Source organism: Bombiscardovia coagulans (assembly GCF_002259585.1).
GTDB classification, from domain to species: domain Bacteria; phylum Actinomycetota; class Actinomycetes; order Actinomycetales; family Bifidobacteriaceae; genus Bombiscardovia; species Bombiscardovia coagulans.
This window is the reverse complement of the sequence record NZ_MWWS01000008.1, coordinates 25,164-47,839: the sequence shown is the minus strand read 5'-3', so window position 1 is coordinate 47,839 and position 22,676 is coordinate 25,164. Positions and strand designations below refer to the sequence as shown.

General features: G+C 47.3%; 19 protein-coding genes and 1 tRNA gene. 16 read left to right on the top strand and 4 right to left on the bottom strand.

Going from position 1 to position 22,676, the window contains the following annotated elements:
* The first annotated feature begins 133 nt into the window (after positions 1-133).
* Complete coding sequence (locus tag BOCO_RS06515) at positions 134-1,297, top strand: DNA polymerase III subunit delta' (RefSeq protein WP_094723430.1); 1,164 nt, start codon at positions 134-136, stop codon at positions 1,295-1,297.
* Positions 1,298-1,302: 5 nt separating this feature from the next.
* On the opposite strand, the gene BOCO_RS06510 is transcribed toward BOCO_RS06515, so the two are convergent.
* Both BOCO_RS06510 and BOCO_RS06505 read right to left on the bottom strand, forming a co-directional pair.
* Complete coding sequence (locus tag BOCO_RS06510) at positions 1,303-2,376, bottom strand: LacI family DNA-binding transcriptional regulator (RefSeq protein ID WP_094723428.1); 1,074 nt, start codon at positions 2,374-2,376, stop codon at positions 1,303-1,305.
* A 159-nt stretch (positions 2,377-2,535) separates the two neighbouring features.
* Complete coding sequence (locus tag BOCO_RS06505) at positions 2,536-2,805, bottom strand: HPr family phosphocarrier protein (RefSeq protein WP_094723426.1); 270 nt, start codon at positions 2,803-2,805, stop codon at positions 2,536-2,538.
* Positions 2,806-3,058: 253 nt separating this feature from the next.
* Here BOCO_RS06505 and ptsP point away from each other — a divergent pair, with 253 nt between their 5' ends.
* The 9 genes from ptsP to BOCO_RS06460 all read left to right on the top strand — a co-directional run bounded on the left by ptsP (position 3,059) and on the right by BOCO_RS06460 (position 14,082).
* On the top strand, positions 3,059-4,717 hold the full coding sequence (gene ptsP / locus BOCO_RS06500) for a phosphoenolpyruvate--protein phosphotransferase (protein ID WP_094723424.1): 1,659 nt from the start codon (positions 3,059-3,061) through the stop codon (positions 4,715-4,717).
* Positions 4,718-4,767: 50 nt separating this feature from the next.
* Positions 4,768-5,214, top strand: a complete 447-nt coding sequence (locus BOCO_RS06495) for a PTS sugar transporter subunit IIA (protein WP_094723422.1) — start codon at positions 4,768-4,770, stop codon at positions 5,212-5,214.
* A 109-nt stretch (positions 5,215-5,323) separates the two neighbouring features.
* Positions 5,324-5,596: a PTS sugar transporter subunit IIB gene (locus BOCO_RS06490; RefSeq protein WP_094723420.1), complete on the top strand. Its 273-nt coding sequence runs from the start codon at positions 5,324-5,326 to the stop codon at positions 5,594-5,596.
* Positions 5,597-5,638: 42 nt separating this feature from the next.
* Complete coding sequence (locus BOCO_RS06485) at positions 5,639-7,192, top strand: PTS ascorbate transporter subunit IIC (RefSeq protein ID WP_094723418.1); 1,554 nt, start codon at positions 5,639-5,641, stop codon at positions 7,190-7,192.
* Between the two features lie 286 nt (positions 7,193-7,478).
* Complete coding sequence (locus tag BOCO_RS06480; protein WP_094723416.1) at positions 7,479-9,005, top strand: C69 family dipeptidase; 1,527 nt, start codon at positions 7,479-7,481, stop codon at positions 9,003-9,005.
* Between the two features lie 110 nt (positions 9,006-9,115).
* Positions 9,116-10,693: a formate--tetrahydrofolate ligase gene (locus BOCO_RS06475; RefSeq protein ID WP_094723414.1), complete on the top strand. Its 1,578-nt coding sequence runs from the start codon at positions 9,116-9,118 to the stop codon at positions 10,691-10,693.
* Positions 10,694-10,817: 124 nt separating this feature from the next.
* A tRNA-Lys gene (locus BOCO_RS06470) sits at positions 10,818-10,891 on the top strand.
* A 1,204-nt stretch (positions 10,892-12,095) separates the two neighbouring features.
* On the top strand, positions 12,096-12,926 hold the full coding sequence (locus BOCO_RS06465) for a class I SAM-dependent DNA methyltransferase (protein WP_094723412.1): 831 nt from the start codon (positions 12,096-12,098) through the stop codon (positions 12,924-12,926).
* 106 nt (positions 12,927-13,032) lie between these two features.
* Positions 13,033-14,082, top strand: coding sequence for a ThiF family adenylyltransferase (locus BOCO_RS06460; protein WP_094723410.1), 1,050 nt, complete (start codon positions 13,033-13,035; stop codon positions 14,080-14,082).
* On the opposite strand, the gene BOCO_RS06455 is transcribed toward BOCO_RS06460, so the two are convergent.
* Both BOCO_RS06455 and BOCO_RS06450 read right to left on the bottom strand, forming a co-directional pair.
* The gene (locus BOCO_RS06455; protein ID WP_158520435.1) at positions 14,059-15,210 is read right to left on the bottom strand and encodes an MFS transporter; all 1,152 of its coding nucleotides are present in this window, start codon (positions 15,208-15,210) and stop codon (positions 14,059-14,061) included. The genes BOCO_RS06460 and BOCO_RS06455 overlap by 24 nt on opposite strands.
* A 64-nt stretch (positions 15,211-15,274) precedes the next feature.
* Positions 15,275-15,859 (bottom strand): ArsR/SmtB family transcription factor, encoded by a 585-nt coding sequence (locus BOCO_RS06450; protein ID WP_158520434.1) that lies wholly within the window; start codon positions 15,857-15,859, stop codon positions 15,275-15,277.
* Positions 15,860-16,574: 715 nt separating this feature from the next.
* Between BOCO_RS06450 and BOCO_RS06445 the strand changes: the two genes are divergently transcribed.
* The 6 genes from BOCO_RS06445 (at position 16,575) to BOCO_RS06420 (ending at position 21,765) form a co-directional block, all read left to right on the top strand.
* Positions 16,575-17,312, top strand: coding sequence for an ABC transporter ATP-binding protein (locus tag BOCO_RS06445; RefSeq protein ID WP_094723404.1), 738 nt, complete (start codon positions 16,575-16,577; stop codon positions 17,310-17,312).
* Complete coding sequence (locus tag BOCO_RS06440) at positions 17,309-19,351, top strand: FtsX-like permease family protein (RefSeq protein ID WP_094723402.1); 2,043 nt, start codon at positions 17,309-17,311, stop codon at positions 19,349-19,351. The genes BOCO_RS06445 and BOCO_RS06440 overlap by 4 nt, the downstream gene beginning before the upstream one ends.
* Positions 19,348-19,605: a hypothetical protein gene (locus BOCO_RS06435; RefSeq protein ID WP_094723400.1), complete on the top strand. Its 258-nt coding sequence runs from the start codon at positions 19,348-19,350 to the stop codon at positions 19,603-19,605. Before BOCO_RS06440 ends, BOCO_RS06435 begins: the two co-directional genes overlap by 4 nt.
* Complete coding sequence (locus BOCO_RS06430) at positions 19,598-20,512, top strand: ABC transporter ATP-binding protein (RefSeq protein ID WP_094723398.1); 915 nt, start codon at positions 19,598-19,600, stop codon at positions 20,510-20,512. Before BOCO_RS06435 ends, BOCO_RS06430 begins: the two co-directional genes overlap by 8 nt.
* Before the next feature lie 29 nt (positions 20,513-20,541).
* The gene (locus BOCO_RS06425) at positions 20,542-21,297 is read left to right on the top strand and encodes an ABC transporter permease (RefSeq protein ID WP_094723396.1); all 756 of its coding nucleotides are present in this window, start codon (positions 20,542-20,544) and stop codon (positions 21,295-21,297) included.
* A gap of 213 nt (positions 21,298-21,510) precedes the next feature.
* On the top strand, positions 21,511-21,765 hold the full coding sequence (locus BOCO_RS06420) for a hypothetical protein (RefSeq protein WP_094723394.1): 255 nt from the start codon (positions 21,511-21,513) through the stop codon (positions 21,763-21,765).
* The last annotated feature ends 911 nt before the right edge of the window (positions 21,766-22,676 follow it).

Genomic DNA, 22,676 nt, shown 5'->3' with positions numbered 1-22,676 from the left:
GTGACGATTACTTAGATTATGGAGATGAGGTCGATCAGGAACCAGAAGAACACGACGATCTGGACGATAACCTCGATGACGATGATTCAGATGACATTCTGGATGATGGTGCTCAGCCAGTAAGGTTGGATCAGTGAGTGTCTGGGATTCCATTGTGGGCCAAGAGTCTACAGTGGAATTGCTCAAACATATCGTAGCTTCACAGGAATCAGACCGCGATGCTATGACCCAGTCTTGGCTTTTCTGTGGTCCCCCCGGATCAGGTCGTTCTAATTTAGCCCAGGCTTTTGCTGCTGCTCTTATTAGCCCGGACCATGGGTTGAGTTCAGAACCCAGCAGGCAGACGCGTGAAGTACTGGCAGGTACCCATCCTGATGTGACCTACCTGACCACTGATAAGGTGACAATCGGCATTAAAGAAGTCCGAGAACTCATTATGACCTCTGAACAGATGCCATCCATCGCACCCTGGAGGGTGATTGTCATTGAAGATGTGGATCGGATGCTTGAGCGTACCACTAATGTGCTTCTTAAAGAAATTGAAGAGCCTTCAGTGCACACTGTGTGGATTCTTTGCGCTCCTAGTGCTCAAGATGTTCTGCCTACCATTCGCTCGCGCACGAGAATCATCAATCTGGCTGTTCCCTCCAATGGGGCAGTTTCTGATTTTCTTCAGCAGAGTCTAGGGGTAGACCAACACCAGGCCGCCCGGGCAGCTCGGTTGGCCCAAGGTCATATTGGTATTGCTAAGCTCTATGCTTCCCAACCACAGGTAGTGAAGGATCGGGATGCATTAGTCGTAGGTCTCTTGGAGATGAAGAAGGCATCAGATGCAGTATGTTTGGCCGGCCAGATTGTGGATCGGGCTAAGGAACAGGCCACTGTTGATGCTGAAGCTCAAATAGGGCGAAAAGAGGCTGAATTCCGTAGGGTGAATGGTTTGGGCGCAGATGAGAAGGTGCCGCGGCAGCTGCTGGGCGCCTATCGTCAGATTGCCAACAAGGATGAGCTTCGGCGCCGTATTAGACGGCGGTCGCAGGATGTGATTGACCGTGATTTGAACACCTTAGCTTCCGTTTATAGGGACGTGTGTGTCATACAAAACGGTGCAGAGGAGCAGGTTGGGATAGTGAATCTGGAGAATCGTGCTGCCATCACAGAGCTATCTTTAATGCTCAACAGGCAGGCTGCTGTGGCTCGTATTGAACAGATTGGCTTAGCTCGTCGTCGTATAGAGGGCAATGGCGCACAACTTTTAGATTTAGAAGCCCTGCTGTGCTCACTGCTTGTTCCATGAAACGATCACATGTTGGTCGAGCCCGGCGGAGTCATATCGCTCGAACCTGTTCGCGCTGACCAGGTAGATTCGCGGTAGACCAGCTCCGGTTTGAAAGCGCGGTAAGTCGGCATCTTGGTCATGCTCTCATTCCACTTGCTGATGATGTGAACGGCCTCATGCGCAATGTCTTCATATACAGGTCGAATAGAAGTAAGGGCAGGCTGAGTCTGTTCACAGGCTGGAGAATCTCCATACCCGATGATTTTAACGTCTTCGGGTACCTGCAAGCCTAGCTGTTTGCATGCTATTAGGACACCTAAGGCTATAGAGTCACTCGCGCACACGACTGCGTCGGGCACGTTGCGTCGGTCGCGGAACAGTGAAATGGCCGCCTGATATCCTCTCTCCATAGTGCAAGGGCCGAATTGTACCCAGTTAGGGTCTGGTGTGAGGTCAAGTGCATTGGCTTGGGTGTAAAAGGTCGTAAAGAGATCTGCCGCCGTGTAGGATTCTAGTTCACGGCTAAGGTAGGCGATAGCGTGTGCACCTTGTTCCGCCAAGTGATCTACCGTCATGCGCATGGCTTCGCTTTGGTCTGTGCCCACCCATGATATATGTGAGGTTAGTGATTTGCCACCGAGCTGTACGATGGGCAAATTCTTATGTTCTGCATTTAAGCTTGCAATAAAGTCTTCGTTGTTTTCAGGGATAACAATCAATCCATCAATACCGCGGGTTAGCAGCGAGCGTAGATCCTCTTTCTGCTGTTCTGGATCCGCAGTGATTGACAGTAGTAGATAACGGCCAGCATCCCTGATAGCAGCACTGAGTGAATTCAATACATGAGCAGGTGTTTGCTCATCATCCATCTCGGGCAGCATAAGACCGATAGTTCGAGTAACGTCTGAACGTAGGCTTGAAGCTGCAAAGTTAACTGAATAATTGAGCTTGGCGGCAGCATCTTTAACTCGGCGGCTAATATCGTCGTCTTTGTCTCGTTGTCCCGAGAGCACGCGTGAAACGGTCGCAGTAGAAACATCGGCAAGAGCAGCTACATTTGCAATAGAGACTTGTCCTGTTGCCAACTTTCGTGTCATGCCTTACTGTTTCGCTTCCTATGTGATATGTGGGCTCAATATTATAACTGGGGAAAACGTTTGCCTTATTGTGGCGCAGCAAGATAGTGCTCTAGATGGCAGGGCCAAGTGTGCACAGTCCTGCTGCGCTTGAATTTCAGTGCTACGGTACTGTTTGCTTTACTCAGCCTTAGTGAGAACTTCGATGAGCTGATCTGCTACTTGGTCTGCGTTGTCGCCGTCAACAGTCAGTTCTACGGTGTCTCCCTGAGCTACACCCAAACTCATAACCATCAGAATTGAGGAGGCATCGACACCTGGCTTTCCTGCTTCCTTGGAGATAGTGACTTTGCAGCCAGAACTAGCAGCTGCTTGAGAGAACTCAGATGCAGGACGGGCATGGATGCCGACAGGGTCTGTGATGAGTGTGGTGCGGGTTACGGTTGCCATAGAGAGCTCCTTTTGTTGTTTTACTTACCTGTAAACAGGCAGAAAAGCCTGAACAGCTGCCTTCACTAGCATAGCAGGACACTATCCCGATTACAGAAAACGTTTACCGTTGTAATTCTGCGGAAAAAGTGTGTATACTAAACATCTATGTGGTTCTGCTGAGCCTCTGGCATGGGCAGAGAAATAGCAAGATAGAAGCGTATCGGCTAGGCAACATTGCTAAAGCTCAATACGAGCACTGAGGAGTGCAAATATGATTATTCGAGGTGTAGGAATCGGCCGGGGTGTGGCTGTTGGACCAGCTATTCGTATGGCTGCAAGCTTGGATGTTCCTTCAGAAGAGCAGCGGAATTCCTCCCTTTCAGCTGAGAGCGAGATGGGACGCATTGAGCAATCCATGGATGCAGTCAACAAGGATCTGCTGGCTCGTGCGGAGGCAGCCCAACATGGTGATGAGGGAGCTCGGCAAGCTGCGCCCATTCTGACGGCTTTAGCGCAAATGGCTCAGGACCCAGCTCTGAAGACGGCCATTAAAGCCCAGCTGGAAGCAGGTAAGACTGCAGAAAGAGCAGTTTACGAAGGTTTCGGTAGCTTCGAGGAACAGCTCAAAGCCATAGGTGGCTATATGGGTGAGCGTGCGGGGGATTTGCATGACGTAGGCCAGCGCGTTATAGCTTCCCTCTTAGGTGTTCCTGCACCGGGTGTGCCGCAGTCAGACAAGCCCTTCGTGCTGGTGGCACCTGACCTTTCGCCAGCTGATACTGCCAGCCTTGACTTGGATAAGGTTTTGGCAATTGTAACCAGTCAAGGTGGCCCTACCAGCCATACGGCTATTTTGGCTCGTTCGCGCGGCATAGTAGCTGTTGTGTCCGCCGCTCAGGCTGAAGACATTAATGGTGGAGAGAACCTTATCGTCAACGCTGCCAAGAGCGAGATAGTGGTTAATCCTGACCAGGGTCAAATCGAGGAAGCTGAACAAGCTCGTCAGGCTGCTGATCAAGCTAAGGCCTTGCGCGGTCAGCCTGGTCAGTTGAAAGATGGTTATCGGATCCCTCTGCTGGCTAACGTTGGTAAGCCTAAGGATGCTGATCCAGCGCTTGAGTATGGTGCTGAAGGCGTAGGTTTATTCCGCTCGGAGTTCCTTTTCTTAGGTCTGGATAACCCACCATCGGTGGATGAGCAGGCCAAGGCTTATCAAGAGCTGCTTGAGCGTTTCCCTGACCGCAAGGTAGTTATCCGTATGTTGGATGCTGGTGCCGACAAGCCCTTGCCTTTCTTAACTCCAGAAGATGAGCCCAACCCTGCTTTAGGTCTGCGTGGACTGCGCACACTTAAGGAACATTATCAGGTGCTTGATGATCAGCTTACAGCCTTAGCTCAGGCCGATGCTGCCACTCATGCTGACCTGTGGGTGATGGCTCCGATGGTTGCAGATGAGCATGAAGCTGCGTACTTCGTGAAGCTTGGCAAGTCTAAGGGACTGAAGAAGGTCGGTGTTATGGCCGAAGTGCCTTCTATTGCCCTTATGGCCGACAAGGTCGCCCAAGTGGCTGATTTTGTTTCCATAGGCACTAATGATTTGACCCAGTACACCCTGGCTGCTGATCGAATTCTGGGTTCAGTGGCCAACTATCAGACCGCTTGGCACCCTGCTGTGCTGAGAGCTATCAAGCTTATTGCAGATGCAGGTAATGCTAACGGTATGCCAGTAGGTGTTTGTGGTGAGGCCGCTGCTGATCCTGACTTGGCTGTGGTGCTGACTGGCTTGGGTGTGAACAGCCTGTCAATGACCCCTGTGGCCTTAGATGATGTGCGAGCTGAACTACGCAAGCACACGCTTGAAGAAGCACAAGATCTTGCTTCCCGTGCTCTTGATGGTGAGTTCTACCACCCTCAAGGTTGGGAATTGTAAGGGTTAACCCAAAGAACCAAACTATGACCTTAGAGCATTAAGGAGCTGCAATGGCAGATTTTAAAGCTTTCCTTCCAGATTCATCATTCGCCCTCGACGTGTCAGTTGAGGACTGGAAGGATGCTATCAAACAAGCTGGTGACCGTCTGGTAGCTTCAGGCTTCACCACTGATGCCTATACCGATCAGATGATCGAGACTGTTGAGAAAATGGGGCCATACATCGTTATTGCTCCAGGCCTTGCGCTGGCTCACTCTCGCCCATCTGATGCTGTACTAGGTACAGGATTGTCTTGGGTGAGGCTAAAGACTCCGGTCAACTTCGGTAACAAGGCGAATGATCCTGTTTCTCTCGTTATCGGGCTGGCAGGACGTGATGAGCAGGAGCACTTACAAGTCATGTCTGCCATTGCAGGCTCGCTAACCAACAAGGAAAAGACAGCCAAGTTAGCTGAAGCGCAGACGTCTGAAGCAATTCGGGCTATTCTCGAGGGCTGATGAGCGAACTTCGTTCTATCAACTTTCCCTCTGTGGAAGCAATGAACTTGCTTGCACAAAAATAATCAGTAATACAACACTTTAATGAAAACAAGGATTGAGGTATCTCATGGATATTCTATGCGTATGTGGAAACGGTATTGGCACTTCAGTACTGCTCAAAGTAAACGTTGAGCAGGCTGCCGCTGACTTGGGAATGGATGTCAATGTTACGACTTCCGATGCAGGTTCAGCTAAGGGTACCGCGAACATGAATGACTTGGTGCTGACCTCCAATGAGCTCGCTCCTGAGCTTGAAGGCACCACCACACCGGTTGAAACCGTTAGCAATTTTATGGACCTGGACGAAGTCAAGGGCATTCTGCAAAAGTACGCCGAGTGAACGAGTTCAGTTCTTAGGAAATAGAAGAAAGAGAAAGAAAGTATGAACGTCTTACTCGCTGTGCTGAACTTTATCAGCCAGGAGATCCTCAACGTCCCTGCTTACCTTATCGGTATCGTAGCGGCGGTCGGTCTCATTGCACTCAAGCGCTCCACCGGTCAGGTAATTGCCGGCGCTCTGAAGGCAGCCATGGGCTACCTGATTCTGGGTGCAGGCGCAACAGTCGTGACTAACGCTTTGGATCCTTTCGGCAAGCTTGTCTTCAAAGCAACCGGAGCCCATGGTGTAGTGCCTACTAACGAGGTGATTGTAGCTCAGGCTTCCAGCCAGTTTGGTGCGTCCTCTGCATACATCATCGTGTTGAGCTTCTTAATCATGTTGCTCTTCGCTCGCTTCACACCACTGAAGTATGTCTTCCTGACCGGTCACCACATGGTGTTCATGTCTACCCTGATGGCACTTGTGCTTTCGGTAGGCTTTGGTAAGGGTGCTAGCCAGTGGATTATTGTTATCATCGGTGCCCTCCTCATGGGTGTCATCATGGTGGTTATGCCTGCTTTTGCGCAGCCCTTCATGAACCGAGTAACTGGCAGTGATAAGCTCTCCATCGGGCACTTCGACACCTTGGGTTACGTAGTTTCAGGTGCTGTTGGTTCCGTTGTTGGTAAGAAGTCTCGTTCCACAGAAGATATTGACTTCCCCAAAGGGCTGTCCTTCTTGCGTGACTCCATGGTTTCTACCACCCTGTTGATGGTAGTGCTCTACTTGGTCTTCTCTGTGTGGACCGCAATTGCTGTTCCAGCCCAGCAGGCCTTCACCGTCTTCCCTTCACATCCTGAAAACTGGGGTGCCTTCTTCATGGCCGCCTTTGCTCAGGCTCTACAGTTCGGTATCGGTGTTTCCATCATCCTCTACGGCGTTCGTATCATTTTGGGTGAGCTCGTTCCAGCCTTCCAGGGTATTGCTAACAAGGTTGTTCCTGGTGCTCGTCCAGCCCTAGACGTTCCGATCGTCTTCCCATATGGTGCCAACGCTTCTTTGATCGGCTTCTTGGCTTCCTTCGCCGGTGGTCTTGTTGCCCTAGTGATTATCGCTGTATGGCTGGGACCTGTTTGGGGTCTGGCTCTCATCCTGCCAGGTATGGTTCCTCACTTCTTCGACGGTGGCGGTGCTGGTGTCTTCGGTAACGCAACTGGTGGACGTATCGGTGCTATCGTTGGCGGCTTCATTAATGGTATGCTCATCACCATTCTGCCAGCCATTTTGATGACAGTTCTCGGATCCTTCGGTCTGTCCAACGCTACCTTCGGTGATGCTGACTTCGCTTGGTATGGCACTGTTGTTGGCAAGCTGGCTCAGATGGGTCTGCCTACCGGTGCTGTCATGCTGCTTTTGGTGGCTGTTGTACTCTTCGTTGCTGCTTGGGTGTGGCAGGTCAAGGTCGTTAACACTGGTTGGCTGCCTGCTGCTAAGCATGCTGAATTCATTGAGGAGATTAAGGCCAAGGAGCAGAAGGAGCAGGAAGCTGCTAAGGCTGCTGCTAAGGCTGCTCGCGCTGCCGCTAAAGCCTCCAAAACTGAGGCGGCTACCGCCTAAGGTGCTGCTTTAGATAGTACTACCTCGGGTTGAAGGTCTGCTCCGGTGGGCCTCCTACCTGTCCTTTGAATTAACTCGGGTCTGCTGCAAGTCAGCAGGCTCGAGTTTTTTTGTTTCCGGTAGTTTGCGGCCTACTGAGAACCGCTAGCAGTCATTGTCTTTATTCTGTTACTTTGAAGCGGTAGAGTAGTGAGCACGTTGGTATGTGATTACTCGCTGGGTGTGAAAAGTAGTTGATACTGGCAGCAAGTTAAGGCCGTTTGAGTGTGAAAGGAAGGCTTCTCCTATGCCTTGTACAACATTGTTGGTGGGTAAGCAGGCCAGTTACGATGGCTCTACCATTATCGCCCGTAACGAAGATTCGGCGAATGGCCAATTCCGTCCTAAAAAACTGATTGTTGTGCAGCCTCAGGAGCAGCCACGCCACTACAAAAGCGTTTTGAGTCATGTTCAGATAGAGTTGCCAGACAACCCAATGCGCTACACAGCAGTCCCCAATGCTGTTGATGATGAAGGTATTTGGGGGCAAAATGGTGTAAACGCAGCCAATGTTGCGATGAGTGCCACTGAAACTATTACCACCAACGAACGTGTTTTAGGTGCTGACCCGCTAGTGGAGTTCATTCCAGCTCAAGGGCAACCAGGAAGTGCCGACTATGTGGCAGAAATACCTGGCGGCATTGGTGAGGAAGACATCGTTACTATTGTCTTGCCATACATTCATTCAGCCCGTGAAGGCGTGCAGCGCTTGGGTTCTCTCCTAGAGCAATACGGAACCTACGAGATGAATGGTATTGCCTTTAGTGATGTTAATGAAATCTGGTGGCTTGAAACCATTGGTGGTCACCATTGGATCGCTCGCCGAGTACCTGACGACTGCTATGTGACCATGCCTAACCAGCTGGGTATTGATGAGTTCGACCTTGACGATGCCTTTGGTGAGCAAGAAAACTATATGTGCTCTGCTGACCTGAGGGAGTTTATAGAAGACAACCACTTCGACCTGTCAGTCGAGCCCAGTTCGTTGTTTAACCCCCGCTATGCTTTTGGTTCACACTCTGACTCTGACCACGTATATAACACCCCTCGTGCATGGTATATGCAGCGCTTCTTGAACCCTTACGATGAGACTTGGGACGGCCCAGATGCTGACCATAATCCGATGAGCGACGATATCCCTTGGTGCCGTCAACCTGAGCGTAAGGTCACCATTGAAGATGTTAAGTACATTTTAAGCTCTCATTACCAGGGAACAGTTTATGACCCATATTCGGTAATAGGCAATGAGCATACTCGCGGTATCTATCGACCAATCGGCATTAACCGCAATGATCAGCTGGCAGTTATCCAGCTACGTCCGTACCGTAGCGAGGGCTGTCGGGCTATCCAGTGGATGGCTTTTGGCTCCAACCCCTTCAATGCCCTTACGCCCTTCTATGCAAACGTAGACACGACACCGGAATATGTGTCCTGTGCAAATAACCACGTCACTACGGACAGTATTTATTGGGCTGACCGCATCATTGGTGCCCTCTCCGATTCTGCATTCGCTGACACTGCCAATGCCAACGCCCGTTACCAGGAAAAAGTTGGCGGCTTGGGTCACCGCATGATTGCTGCCACAGATGAACAAGTCGCTCGTCTGGAGGGTGAGGATCAGGGGACAGATAATGTTCAGATTCGCAAGGTTCTAGAAGCAGCCAACGAAAGTATGGCCCAGCAACTCCGTCGTGAAACTGACGACCTGTTGGCAGATGTGATATACGCCGTGAGCCTGAAGATGCGTAACGGCTATCACATGTCTGATAACTGAGTTTTCGCAAACCGTCTGCCAGCTTTGGTGTATTCCTGGTAGACGGTTGCTTGCCACTGTCAATGGAGGGTTAGCACTTGGAATTGCTTAGTGCACAGATGGGAGACTATATGACTACTTTTGAAGACTTCATGAAACCCTATGGTCTGGTAAGCAAGATTGATGCTTTTGGGTACTTAGACTATCTCAAGACTCATCCAGAAGAAGGACGCAAACAGGGCAAGGTGGTGCTCGTTACCGCTGACACACCGTTGAAGGCCTCCCGAGGTGAGGGTAAAACGACAACCACGATTGCCCTCATTGACGCTTTGCGTGCTCGCGGTGTTGATGCAGCTGCGGTCCTACGCCAACCCAGTATGGGCATAACGGCAGCCGGATCCAAAGGCGGAGCTTCTGGTGGCGGTAAGGCTTCACTGGCTCACCCGGAATTGGTGGACTGGGGTTTGTGCGGAGAGATGGCAGCCATTGAGAATGCACAGAACCTGCTAGTATCCTTTGCGGAAAAAGCTGCTGACGAGGGACTTCTTGACACTATTCTGCTGCCGCGCGTGAGTGAAGTACCGTCTCGTTCCCTGCGACAGATTGCAGTAGATCGAGGTAAAAGTAATCGTTCTGAACGAGTAGTCCTCACCCCTACCTGCGAACTTATGCAGATCGTTGTATTGTCCCGCTCTATGGATGAGATTGCTCAACGAGTAGCTGCCATGACTGCTGGTACTAAGGATGGTAAACCAGTCACTTTTGGCTCATTCGTTGACTTGTGGCGTATTACTAATATGTTAGGTGGTGCGGTACAGCCTGCATATATGACTACGCAAGCAGGCTCTCCAGTCTATGTGCACTGTGGGCCATTTGCCAATGTTTCCCTGGGAATTCCAAGCCTAGTGAGCGTAGAAATGGCGTGCGCTCTCCATGATGTGGTTGTAGTTGAGGCTGGATACGGTGCCGATGCTGGTGCGCAAAAATGGCTCGACATCGCGGCTCGTGAATTCGGTGCTGCTTGGCCTACCGCTGCTGTTGTTGTTACCAGGGCTACAACCTGGCGTGATGATCCAGCGCTACGTTGGCGTTACCCCTTCCATATCAACCGCCTCGAAGGACTGGGCATAGCGACCTTCCCTCTGGTGAACTTATGGGAGGGTGAAGACGGTGAGATTCCCGATTTGCGCGAAACGGCTCAGCAGCTAGGATTCAGAAGACCGATTATTGGTAATCTCTTCCGTGATGGCGGTCAAGTGGTGAGCGATCAGCTCAATGACCTCATTACTGCACTGGGAGTCACTGCTGATGGTGTTCCTGCTGGCTCACTGGATGCAGAGTCTGGTGCACAGACCGCCCAAGCTCAAGTAGTACAGGATCTGCAAAGTCACCAAGGTATAGATATTGTTGACCAGATGCGGTGGATTGCTCGCAGCGCTTACGGGGTACCGGCAGAGCGTGTCCTAGAAGGGCCCTTATTTGCGGATTCTCTAGCACAAGCCCGGTCTTTGTGCCAGGGGGAGGGGCTGGATTTGAATGACATGGTCCCAGTAGCAGTTAAATCTCCTGCCACCATGACAGATAATGATAATGCACCAGAGAATGAACGTACGGTCACTCTGAAAAAGATGGAAGTTCACACCGGTGCAGGACTCGTGCAGGTCAATCTCACCACGTCACTCACCACGCCAATGCCTAAAATCGTCTGAGAACCAAGCTTGAAAATCAAGTAAGAGCGTCGTCTGGCGCTCGTCTCGGCACGCCGAATACGGGGCGCCTTGCAGTCTGCAAGAAATGTTGTATAGTAGTCTTTTGGTTCTCAAATGTGCCAACGCCCCTGTAGCTCAGTTGGCTAGAGCAGCTGACTCTTAATCAGCGTGTCCGGGGTTCGAGCCCCCGCGGGGGCACATAGAAGAGCGAATGTACCGCGGTTCGGGAATACCGGCCGCGGTTCTTCATATATACTATCCATAAGAAGTGTCTCAACTTTCATGTCTGTTTTCGATGGCATCCAACCTTGTTTTCCTGAAATGCAGGCCTTGTATGGTTGCTGTCGCTATAGTTTCTCAGGTGAAGGCTGCCGCCTGTACAGATTGTTGTAGTTTAACTCGTGGAATGGTGCTGCTGATGAAAAACCATGTTGCGGGGTATTTGGATTTGATTTACATCTGCTTTGAATGCTTCCGACGATTTTAAAAAGTTCATAATGGTAACCTAATTCAGCATTTGTAATCACCTTTAGTACATAAAACACTAGCCTTGTATCACCACAGTCTGGTTTAACCGTGCAGTATTGAGGGTAGCAATAGTTTGTTGGTGGCCCATAGAGAGTGTATATGCAAGCTACTGTAGCGACTGTTTTGTGTTCCTCGCATACGGATTGGCTGCTTGCCGGGTTTACCATTGGTAAACTTTACAAAATTCGATTAGGGCAACACAAACTATCTCAAAAAACTGTAACACAAGAATAATATGTTCCTTTGAAAAAAACCGACGTTTGCGCTTGTGCTTGGGTGCGGGTGTAACCGAGTGCTCCAGGGAAAGGCGCAGTATTCTAATCATCTGTTTAACAATTATTAAGTATATGTTCATACTTATATATATGCGTCCAAAAAGTAGATACTTTGCTGAGCACTTGGCCTGATGCCACCCGTTGCATAGCGCAATCTCAACAGTGAAGTTTTGTGTACAAAACTCTTGCGGTGGGACAATGCCTTTAATAGTTCAAATATCTCGTTTGGTAGTGCAAGCCAGCTTTGGCTATTTAGTCCGCTAGAATGATCGAATATAACGATGCTGTATAAAAAGGGAATATATATTTTCCACTGAAACTCGTGACTTAATAGTTTAAAATAAAAACTTCACAATAGATTCGTATCTGTGAAAGTGTTATTAGATGCATAAATACACATCTTTAGAGATGCAAATATGTGAATAATGATGCTTGGTCTTAAATTCAGAGTTTCGTTGGTATGGAAACTGAATGATTGTGAATGTTAAATACTTAATTAATCGCATTTTTAAAAATTACAGGAATTAAGCCGATGGCATAATGCCGAATTATGGTTATTATTTAATAAATATTATTTTTATCTAATAAGGAGTTAGAATATGTCGATTGCTCGAGATTATGACTCCTTTTCGGAGGTCTATGAGATCTTCAAAGCAAATGATGACTACAAGGCGTGGTTTAAGATTCTCGATCAACTAGCATCTGCTCATAGGACGAATGCGAAGATGCATGGATTGGCGTGGGATATCGGAACGGGTACTGGACTTATGGCTAGATGTCTAGCTGATGCGGGATGGAAAGTCATTGGTACAGACCTGAGTCAAGGGATGCTTGATAAGGCAGTGTTGCAAGGTCCGCCTTCTATACAGTATAGGCTAGCCGACATTCGTCGTAGTAGCTTAACTGAGAAGGCTGATTATGCTGTTGCGATCGACGATGTTATTAATACATTTTCCTCAGTTGAAGATATACGATCAGCATTTTCGAATGTTTTTCTAGGTCTTAAACCGAATGGACTTTTCCAATTTGATCTAAATACTGTTTCGATTTTTGAACATGACATGGGAGAAGTTTCTCTGACAAGTCGAGGTGATTCTTTGGTTGTTATTAAACCTTTGTCTCGCTATTCACCCGATGTACATTTGCCTGCGACTGTCAAAATCAGTGTCATTGATAAACGCGGTAATGCAACTATAGTACACGAAACAACACAATCCGAGTACTATTACTCGTCCGAACTTATTACCCAGTGTCTTGTTGAAAGTGGTTTTGACCTTGTGTCTGTAACTGGTATGGATCAAGAGGGCAATCTTTATCGTGAGTATAGAAATGATAAGGTTACGAAGCTTCTTTTTCTTGCGCGTAAATCTTTAACTAAGAAAGGAGGTGATTCTAATGTCGAACATGGAAAAGACAAGCAAGCCAACTGAGGTTTCAGAGTTCAACAAGGGAATCTAATCTGCCTCTGTATAGAGGTGCTTGGAGGTGTCAATTCCGTATTGGCACCTCCAACTTTAATGAGAGGGGAAATAAATAATGACACGATACCATATCAACTCTGGTGGTGATTATTTTATTGGAAGTATGGGGGATCTTTTTATTGTTCCCAGAGCAAAGGACTTCCTATATCGTATCCAAAGGCCAAATGAGTCTAATAGAATGGTTCTTGAGTTATTCGCCTCGGACACAGAGCCGGAAGAGGTGGTTGCAAAAGTTTGCTGTCAGTTCGATACACTTAAGGCTCGTGAGGTCGAAAACTTTATTGATGAACTGATTCGTGCGGGGATTTTGGTTAAGGAAGATACTGGTTTGTTTGTTCCGGATATTGAAGACCGTTATTCAAGGCAATTGCTTTATTTTGAACAGAACATGTTTGCCTCAGGTACTCCGCACGATATTCAGGCATTTTTATCGAAGAAGCATGTAGTGATTGTTGGCGTTGGAGGGGCAGGATCTCCAATAGCACAGATGCTGGCAGGTGTTGGGATCGGTTCGTTAACGCTCATTGATTCAGATCACGTGGATATGACTAACCTTGGACGGCAGATCGCGTACAGTGAGACGGATATTGGAATTCAAAAGGTAATGGCATTAAAAACTCTTATAAGCAAGATTAATCCGCATGTCAAAGTGACACCTGTAGCCAAGTATCTTAATTGCTGCAATGCGCTTACTTTGCTTGAAGGTGCGGACATCGCGGTTCTCGCAGCTGACGAACCGGCGAATAAGATTGAGCATTGGATGGACGATGCATGCATGGAGCTTGGTGTACCTTATCTCTCTGTTAGTAATTCAGCTCCTGTAATTAGGGTGGGTCCACTTTATGTTCCTAATATTACAGGTGGGTATTGTAAATATCGCGATCTGCTTGTAAAAAAATGGGAAGAATCAGAATCTTTCTCAAGAGCTATTGATGAAAAATCGGACAGCATTGCTAACAACGTGTGGTCATGCTATGCGCTTGGCTCATTAGCTGTCGGTCAGCTAATTCAATGGTTGTGTACAGGCAGTGCCGCAATAGAGGGTCGTTCGATGTTAATGAACGTTGATACTATGCGTATTTCAGAGGGTATTGCGCTGATTTGAGCGAAGTTGTAACATTAGCCAGATTATCGGAACGGACGACAGTAGAAGTGCACCACCAATGACGAAGGTCATGTTGATACCTATCTTTCCCGCTGCAAAACCCACAACCATGTAGGAAAGGGGAGCAGTTCCATTGGACGCAAGAGCTGTCATGCTGCTGACTCGTCCTAACTGTTCTTTGCTGGTATTGTCAAAAATTACGTAGTTAGTGGCAATAGAACTGGCCCCGCACAACAATCCAGCAATAATGCTACAGGCCATGACAAGAATTTGATTGCTTAACAATCCCATGGCAAGAATAAATACGCCGAACATACAAGTGGTTTTAAAAGCGAAGGACATAGACAAACGCCCTCGGAATAGTTTGCCTGTAACTAGGGCACTAATTGCAGCGCCAACTCCAAATAGGCTGAGCAGAGAACCTAACATGTTGGAATCCCACCCTTGTGATGAAACTAAGAGTGGTACACCGACATCGAATAGGCCTTCGAAAATAAATTCAGTGATGATGATAAGGAGGAAAGCTGAAAATACACTATGACCTGTAATAACATGCTTTAGGCCCTGTGAAAAATCAGTAAGTAACGAGGCTTTCTCTACTGTCGTTTTTTCTGGCGGTGCACTTCTGAGTATAAACAAGGCTAGTAAAGACAGTATGCAACTGAGTCCTGCAACGCCTAGTGTGATAGCAAGGCCGGAGCTTGCTATAAGTTTGCCTCCCAAGGCGGGGCCTATAATAAAGGCTCCTCTTTGCAAGAGTGATCGTGCAGACACTGCTGAAGATAAGGATATGTATTCCTCCACCTCGCCTATAAGGGCGCTCGTGGACGGGAGGTAGAATGCGTCTGCCAATCCGAGGAAAATGGCAAATAGGATAAGGAATCTTGCGTCAGGCGATCCGAATCCGAGCATAAGATAGCACATTCCCAGAATGAAGACGGTCAATCTTATACTTTCGGTCAGTATACTCATGCGCTTGTGCCCTATACGGTCTGCTGCAACTCCTCCAATGGGGAGAAATGCGATCCTGCACACAGCATTCAATGTCATTGTCAAACCAAGCGTGGCAGCGCTAGATGCCTGGCTCAACTGCCAAGACAATGCCACGTAAAATATCTGGTCAGCCACGCCTCCAAGTAAGACATTTGAACCCCAGCAGACTATGCTGGTGCGCCTTCGAATGGTATCGCTGTCAGGGGATGAAAGGGAATCCATATGCCATCACCAGAATCTTTCGGGCATCATCAGTTTTAGCGTCTGCCTCAACTGTATTTGTGGTCTGTTTCTTGGTTGAAGTGCTCTTCGATTTCCAACGGTCGAGAAGAGCCATCAACTCTTCGCGAAATTCCACCATCTGCTCAGCATTAAGCGTGAGTAAATGGTCTGTGATGAATGCTGCATTCTTCCATTTGTTAGTCTCTTCATCGAAACCTTCTAGAAAGGTTCTGAGATGTGCATTGTCGTTGGAGACGATGGCTTGACCTACTGAATCTCCTAGGTTATCTGTACCGCCAGAGGCATCTATGAATCCGCGGGAGGTAGGTTCCCATAGCTTTTGTCGGTAAGGCAGGCCGGTACTGCGAGATGTGACAAAATCGAAATGTTCTAACTTTCTAAGGTGATAGCTCACCAGAACTGAATCAAGGCCGAGTGTATCCGCGAGTTCTACAGCTGTGGCTGATTCGCGTGACTGTAGCAGATAGTATATCCGCATTCTCAATGGATTTGATAGAGCTTTAAAGGCACCAACATCCGAGATCTCCTTTAAGTTTTTCATACCGATACTCCTATTCATATAATAATAATTATTATTATATCAAAGAGTTTATACAAACTCTTATTCTTTGGAAAAGAAGTGCTCTGAAGTATCGTGTAAATGGAGCTGTGAAATGTGATAAGTTCTCAAGTTTGTTGCAACAGTTCTAAGTTTTCGCAAAAATGTTGGAAATTTGCAGTGTCAAGATCTCTCATCTAAGATGCCTATTCGTGGATAAGTTGCTGCAATTACCTGTGGGTAGAGGAAACCATGAGTTCCAATTTCCACCACTCACTGAGTCTGCAAGGCATGCAATCAGCTCAGAAGCACCTGTAGTCAAATCCATAGAACATTTATAACCGTATTGCCCCGGCAGGAATAATGTGGTCTTCTTCAAGTAGGTATAAATTGACGCTGTCAAGGAGTCTACTGAGAAGACCACTATCACCCTTTAACCCTGAAGAATGACCTGTTAGTTACACCAATCGTGGTCAGCTCAGTGGGAGCATAGACAGTTGGGGGGGAGGGATTCAAAAGAGCGGCAGAGCTCTTCTGACCTGTTTCTTTGTAAAAGTGTATAAGACGGCATTGCGCGTCCGGTAAGTTAGTACGAACTGACATTTGCTTTTGCTAGAATTAATGCTGTACCGAACTGTCAAATTGATGCTAGTTGGTATGTCATCGATGTCATGCAACGAATGGGGGCGTTGTAGCTCTTACGAAAGGTATGAAGGATATGAACGAAATCCCGTTGTCGATGAGTACAGCAACTTACCATTATGTTTCCGGTGGTCCCGGAATTGATGACATTAATGTGCAGTGTGAGCCAGGCTCATGGACAGCTGTAATGGGGCCTTCGGGAGCTGGGAAATCAACTTTATTGTACTGTGCCTCGGGTTTATTGCCGGTATCTGATGGTTCTGTGTACATAGCAGGTCGTGACATCTCAAAAATGCGTGAGAAGCAGCTAACTCAAATGCGTAGGGATCATATCGGTTTTGTGTTTCAAGATTACAATCTTGTAGAGGCATTTACCTGTCTGCAAAACGTGATGTTAACGTATTTGTTTGGTGGTCCGAAAATTTTGAAGGATCAGGCTTTACGAGCCTTGCAGGTGATGGGATTAGACGGGTTCGCTGATACCTATCCTGCTGATATGTCTGGTGGGCAGCGGCAGCGTGTATCAATTGCTAGGGCATTAGCGGCGGAACCAGATATCGTATTTGCCGATGAGCCGACGGGTGCTTTGGATACGCATAGTTCACAAATGGTCTTGGATGCCTTTGACAGGATTATTCAGGAGGGCAGGACTGTTTTAATGGTGACTCATGATCCTAATGTTGCAGCAAGAGCGCATCGGACCCTTTTCTTGGTTGACGGTCGTGTTCATTCAGTTTGTGAAGGATATTCCAGCGAACAGCTAGCAAGCCACTTGGCGAATATGACTAACATGGGTCAGGAGCTGGGACAATGAGTAATTCAAGTGCAGGAGTGCCGCATTCTGGACAACATGGTAATGCAACGAAACATGTAGCTCTGCAAAACACTACGTTTTTCTCTTTAGTTCGTTCCTTGCTTGCCGCTCATCATTCTTCATATTTTGTCATGTTTCTGGCTACATTCGCAGCGTCGCTAGTAACCAGTTCAGTCTTGCAACTCTACTATGCTGGCAAGAAGCGTGATGGTGCTCCGAATGTGCAGTCGATGAACAGGTACCACCAGTTGTTGGCGGATGTTCCCTATCAAAATGTAACGATGACTAGCCTAGTCGCTTCGGTGTGTAGTTTACTGGTTTCAGTTTTCCTGGTATTGGCTTCTGTAAAATTTCTTGTTCAAGAAAGACAACGCGAGTACGGATTGATGAGAATTAACGGAGCTGCTAGAACGAGAATTATTTTGCTTGCGTTGTGTGAATTCGCTGTACCGTTAGCGCTTTCTAATATGTTTGGATGTATTTGTGGGTCTTTGCTCACACCCGTTGTGGGAAAGATCTTTGAAGGGGCGGCTGAATTTCATGATGTAGGCATAGCTTTTCACCCCTGTGTGAGGTTCTCAGTTGGCTTATATACCTTCCTGCTTATGATGATTACCTGCCTCACAGGTGTGTGGTTAGCGGTGCGCAAGATTGGTTTATTGCCTCCCTTGGTTTTATTGCGGCAAGAATCTGTGAAGAGACAAAAAAATGGTGCGGGTCGTAAAATTACATCCTTATTCCTGCTCGTAGTGATTGCGGTTGTCGGGTTTGTGCCTTTCGAAGCGTTGACCTTAGACCTTCGGTCCATGCTGCTAACAGTATTGGTTATTGTGTGCGTGTACGTGTCTGCTCCGATACTTGTATATGGAGCAGTATCGGTACTTGGGTTAATATTGGAGCACTTCGGTAAAGGGGCTGGACTGTTAGCCAGGCAAAGGGCGCGAAGTGGAAAAGCTGGTTCTGCTGCTATAGCTTTACCTGCCATGATGTTGTTAACTATTGTGGTTTCATTTCTTGCTGTATTCAGTGCTGGATCTGTTGGTGGTTCACTGCTTATGCTGGATCCATTAAAAGCGGATTTAGTAGTGACATCTGAGATCCCAGAGCAAACTGTGAAGCTCAGTCAAAGTCTCAAAGGTTTGGATAAAGAACTTCGTGCGGTCAATACTTACGAGACACAGGACTGGACGATTCCTGACTCGGACGATATATTCCAGGTCGCTTGGAGCGATTCGCAAGAGCTGTTCGATGGCAACAAGTCGGCCATTACCCCAAAAGTCATTAAGGGCAGTCTAAAAAATGTGGGTCCAGGAAGAATAGCTGTCAACCAGGATCGTCTCACATATGATATTGGGGATAAGGTCTCTCTTGTTGACAAGTATGATAACAAACACCAGGTAGAAGTAGTAGCAATCATAGATGCGCCAAAGGGGCTGCCTTCTTTGGGTATGGACTTCCTGACAGTTAATGATAGTCTTCCTAAAGTCGGTGAAAACTATGTTGCAATAACCACAATTGTCGCTGATTCGTCTAGCAAAGTGAATTCAATTTCACAACAAATTCGTGACCTGAATGTGAAGGTAGCTCGAATTGAGTCGAGGCAAGCTTATATTGACAGATTTGTAACCCGTGGTGTTGAAGGGCAAAAGGCGAATTTGATCATGATTGTTGGGGGAGCAACGTTGGCCTTAATTTTCCTCATGCAATCGATTGCTATCTCGCTTGGAGAACGGAGCCAACAGAATTACAGACTCTACCAAATTGGAGTATCTCCGCGATCTATAGCTTGGTCAGGCGGATTGGAAAGCGTATTAGATGTTGCCGGAGGAACACTCATAGCCTTGGCTAGTGTTTCAATCGTAGAACTGAGCCTTGCTGTAGCATTTACGCGAGAGGGATTGAGCTACATGTATGTGCCAATACAAATTGGTAAGTTCTCCCTATTGGCAGCTGTGCTCATGGTTATCGCTTTTGCAACTGCCATATTCTGCACTCATTGGAATATGCAACGCACAATGCAAAGTGGGAGCACGAAATGAAACGTTATCATTTCATAAATCAGTACATTACTGGGTATGCTACTCTCTACTTTTCCTTAATCTTAGGGCTGCTAACTCAGGCTGTAACGCTTGTACAGCCAAAGTTGAGTGACGATTTGATAGCAGGCACCATGAAAGCCAATAGGCTTAGTAAAAGTGAACATTCCAGCGGAGACTGTCTTTCCACTTTTAGTGGTCCACTCGGTATCACTGTGAATACTGCAACAAGCCAGAATGGGGTCATCTATGAATAATGCTATAGAACTCAAAAATCTTGTCAAAAAATATGAAACTCCCTCAGGGCTTGTTAAGGCTTTGGACGACCTCACTTTAGCGGTTCCACAGGGGGGTATTTTTGGACTGCTTGGACCTAATGGTGCAGGAAAATCAACGACTCTTGAAATAATTGTCGGTTTGAGAAAAGCTTCTGCAGGAACAGTCAGAATATTTGATAGAGACCCGCAACGTGACTCACAATGGATTCGTCAGCGGGTTAGTCTTCAGCCGCAAGAGTCTACAATTTTTCCCCAGGAGCAGGTAGGGGAGATGCTTTCATTTTGGTCCAGTCTTTATGACCAACCACGTGATGTGAATCAGGTCGCAACATGGATGGGTTTGGAGGACTTGCTTACCCGAAAAGTTGCGAAGTTGTCAGGTGGTCAAAAGCAGCGTCTTAATGTTGGTTTAGCTCTTATTGGGAGGCCGAAACTAGCCATACTTGATGAACCTTCGACAGGTCTTGATGTGATGGCTCGAGACGATTTATGGAAGGTGCTTCGCCTTTTGGCTGAGGAGGGTACGACTATTGTTTTATCAACACATGATTTAGATGAAGCACGAGTGCTCTGCCACGAAGTTGCCGTAATAGATCGTGGTCGGGCTGTAGCTCAAGGGAGCCCTGAGGAACTCATACAGAAATATGCCAATGGGACTGTGATATCTTTCCGGGTCAATCCAGATGCGATGCCAGATGTTCTTACCGAGTTGAGGGCTTTTGGTGAACCAGAAATAGAGGACGAGTCAATGGTTTCAATCAGAACCGATGATACAGATTCCGTTATTGCTTTTCTGTCTAGACGTCCTACTGTTTCACAATTCCACATGAACGAACCTAGCCTTCATGATGCATTCATAAGGCTGACCGGACATGAATTCGAATAAATAACCCCTTTCTTCTTTAGGACTATACATTGATACAGCATAAACATATTGGTTCCCTCCTAGCCTTACAGGTACGTGAACTCATCAGGAATACTTCATACTTCATTTTTGTTATTATTTTTCCTTTCATAATGGCGGGAATGTTCCTTTTCTTATCACATTTGATGAAAGGGGAACCGGGCTCCCCGGACTTCAGTCCATTCGTTTTACCTATGGCCATCTTCCTAGCAGTTACTGGTACGGCTTTAACAATTACTGCCGGTCCTTTAGCTGAACTTAGACAATCAGGTGCGCTTCGAGTTCTTTCTACAACGCCAATTCGAAAATCTGATTTTTTAGTTTCATATCTTCTTGTAAGACTCATCATGGCTACAGTGCAAATCATAGTTATTGAAGGTATTGCAGTTTTTCTCGATTTGCTCTCGTTAAAGGAAACGGGCTCAGTCTTTCTTGTATCCTTATTAGGACTGAGTATGTTCCTTGCTTTGGGTTATATAATCGGAGGCTGCCTTTCCTCATCTCAATTGGCTACAAATTTGGGCACCCTGGTGCAATTGTTATCACTATTTATGAGTGGGTTAGCTATCCCCTTCGCAATCCTTCCGGATTGGCTGACAAACATTTTAAAGTGGATACCTTCGACTTTATTTGGGAATCTTATTTTCTGGGCGTCAGGGAAACCACAGCAACAGGTGGGGGCGACGATTTCGTTCTGTATTACACTTGCTGTCACTGTCGTGCTGGTGTTTTTGGCGATCCGTAGTTTTAAGTGGGATGTGGAGTGAGTTATTAGTTGCTCATACTTCAACTTGCTGTGAAGAAACATGTGTAAGGCACTGTCTCTAACAGTGTGGTGAAAATAAGCACACATATAGACGCAGTTGGGAACGAGCTACTTGTGGCTATAGATCTCGTGGCAGTACGGGGGTTGCTTAACGGGGTGGTGTCAACTGTGATTGTTTTTCCACTAGCGTTCAATTGCTATGAAGGCAATCATTATGAGCCAAGTTACTGGGTATGCACACAGTCCCCACGACTTCGAGCCCGTAGTGGTGGAGACAATATGGGGTATGATTAATGCTGCTTCGAAGAAAGCACCAGCATCGACAATTGCTTTGTTGGACATCATGCAAAAAGTTCATACCCAAACTAGGATAGACTTCTCTGCTATAGGAACCCTGCTCTCAGATTACCAGTCTGTGACCAGTATTTCTGAATCCGACCACAAACACCAGGATACATCGATATCGTAATCCGTACATGTATAGGAAACAATCCAGTTTTCTGTCTATGCATGCTAGGAGGCTAGGATATTGCATACGGAGGTATTAAGGTCGCAGGAGACATTGCATCGCAGCGTGATTTTGGTTTGCTTAAACGTATCCGGCTCAGGGGAAAGTCCGATGGTGTCGTCCTATTAGGATATGCCTTGTCGGGACTTGTTATCGCCCTTGTATGCCAGGCCATCTTGATGCTATCCGCGGTGCTCTTTTTTCGGTCTCAAAGCACCAGCCAATATTCCTGGAGTTCTTTTAGTGGCGGTGTTAGGTTGCTATGCTCTGTGTTGTTATCGGAGTGACGTATTCGACTTTCATTCCATCTGCAGACGTTTCCCAGATGATACTATTGGTGCCAGCGCTTATTCTCATGTTCTTGTCTGGAGTGTTCATGCCTTTCTGGGCTGTTCCATCGTCCCAGCGAACGCTAAGTAAGTTCTTCCTGTTGATTACCTAGCCGAGGTTATGCGACCCATGTGGTATTGAGATGATTTTGTTCACGCCACTATGCAAGCCAACGGTATGACTTTTGGCAGCTACCAAGGATTAAGTGTGCTCGTTTTCCCGGTCTTGGCGTGTGCTGCGCTTGACTAGAGGTGTCGATGTTTGTGGTACTCAAACTGTTTCGCTGGGATGTGAGAGGTGGTCGTTAATTGCTTACCAATAACAGTGTGCCCTCCCCCCCCCCTAATGCAAGCTATCAATTTTTGCTTAACCAGTCAGTTAGGACGTCATTGTGCTTATCAATCAGGAACGTCTTTTTATGAGATTATCAGTGAAGGTTCAATGGTTTAGATTCTATAGGTTTCTCGGGATGCTGTCTGGCATTTCAGATAAACCATTCGAGGTAAACACCAAGGGACGACAGATATTTTTTATTGTGTACA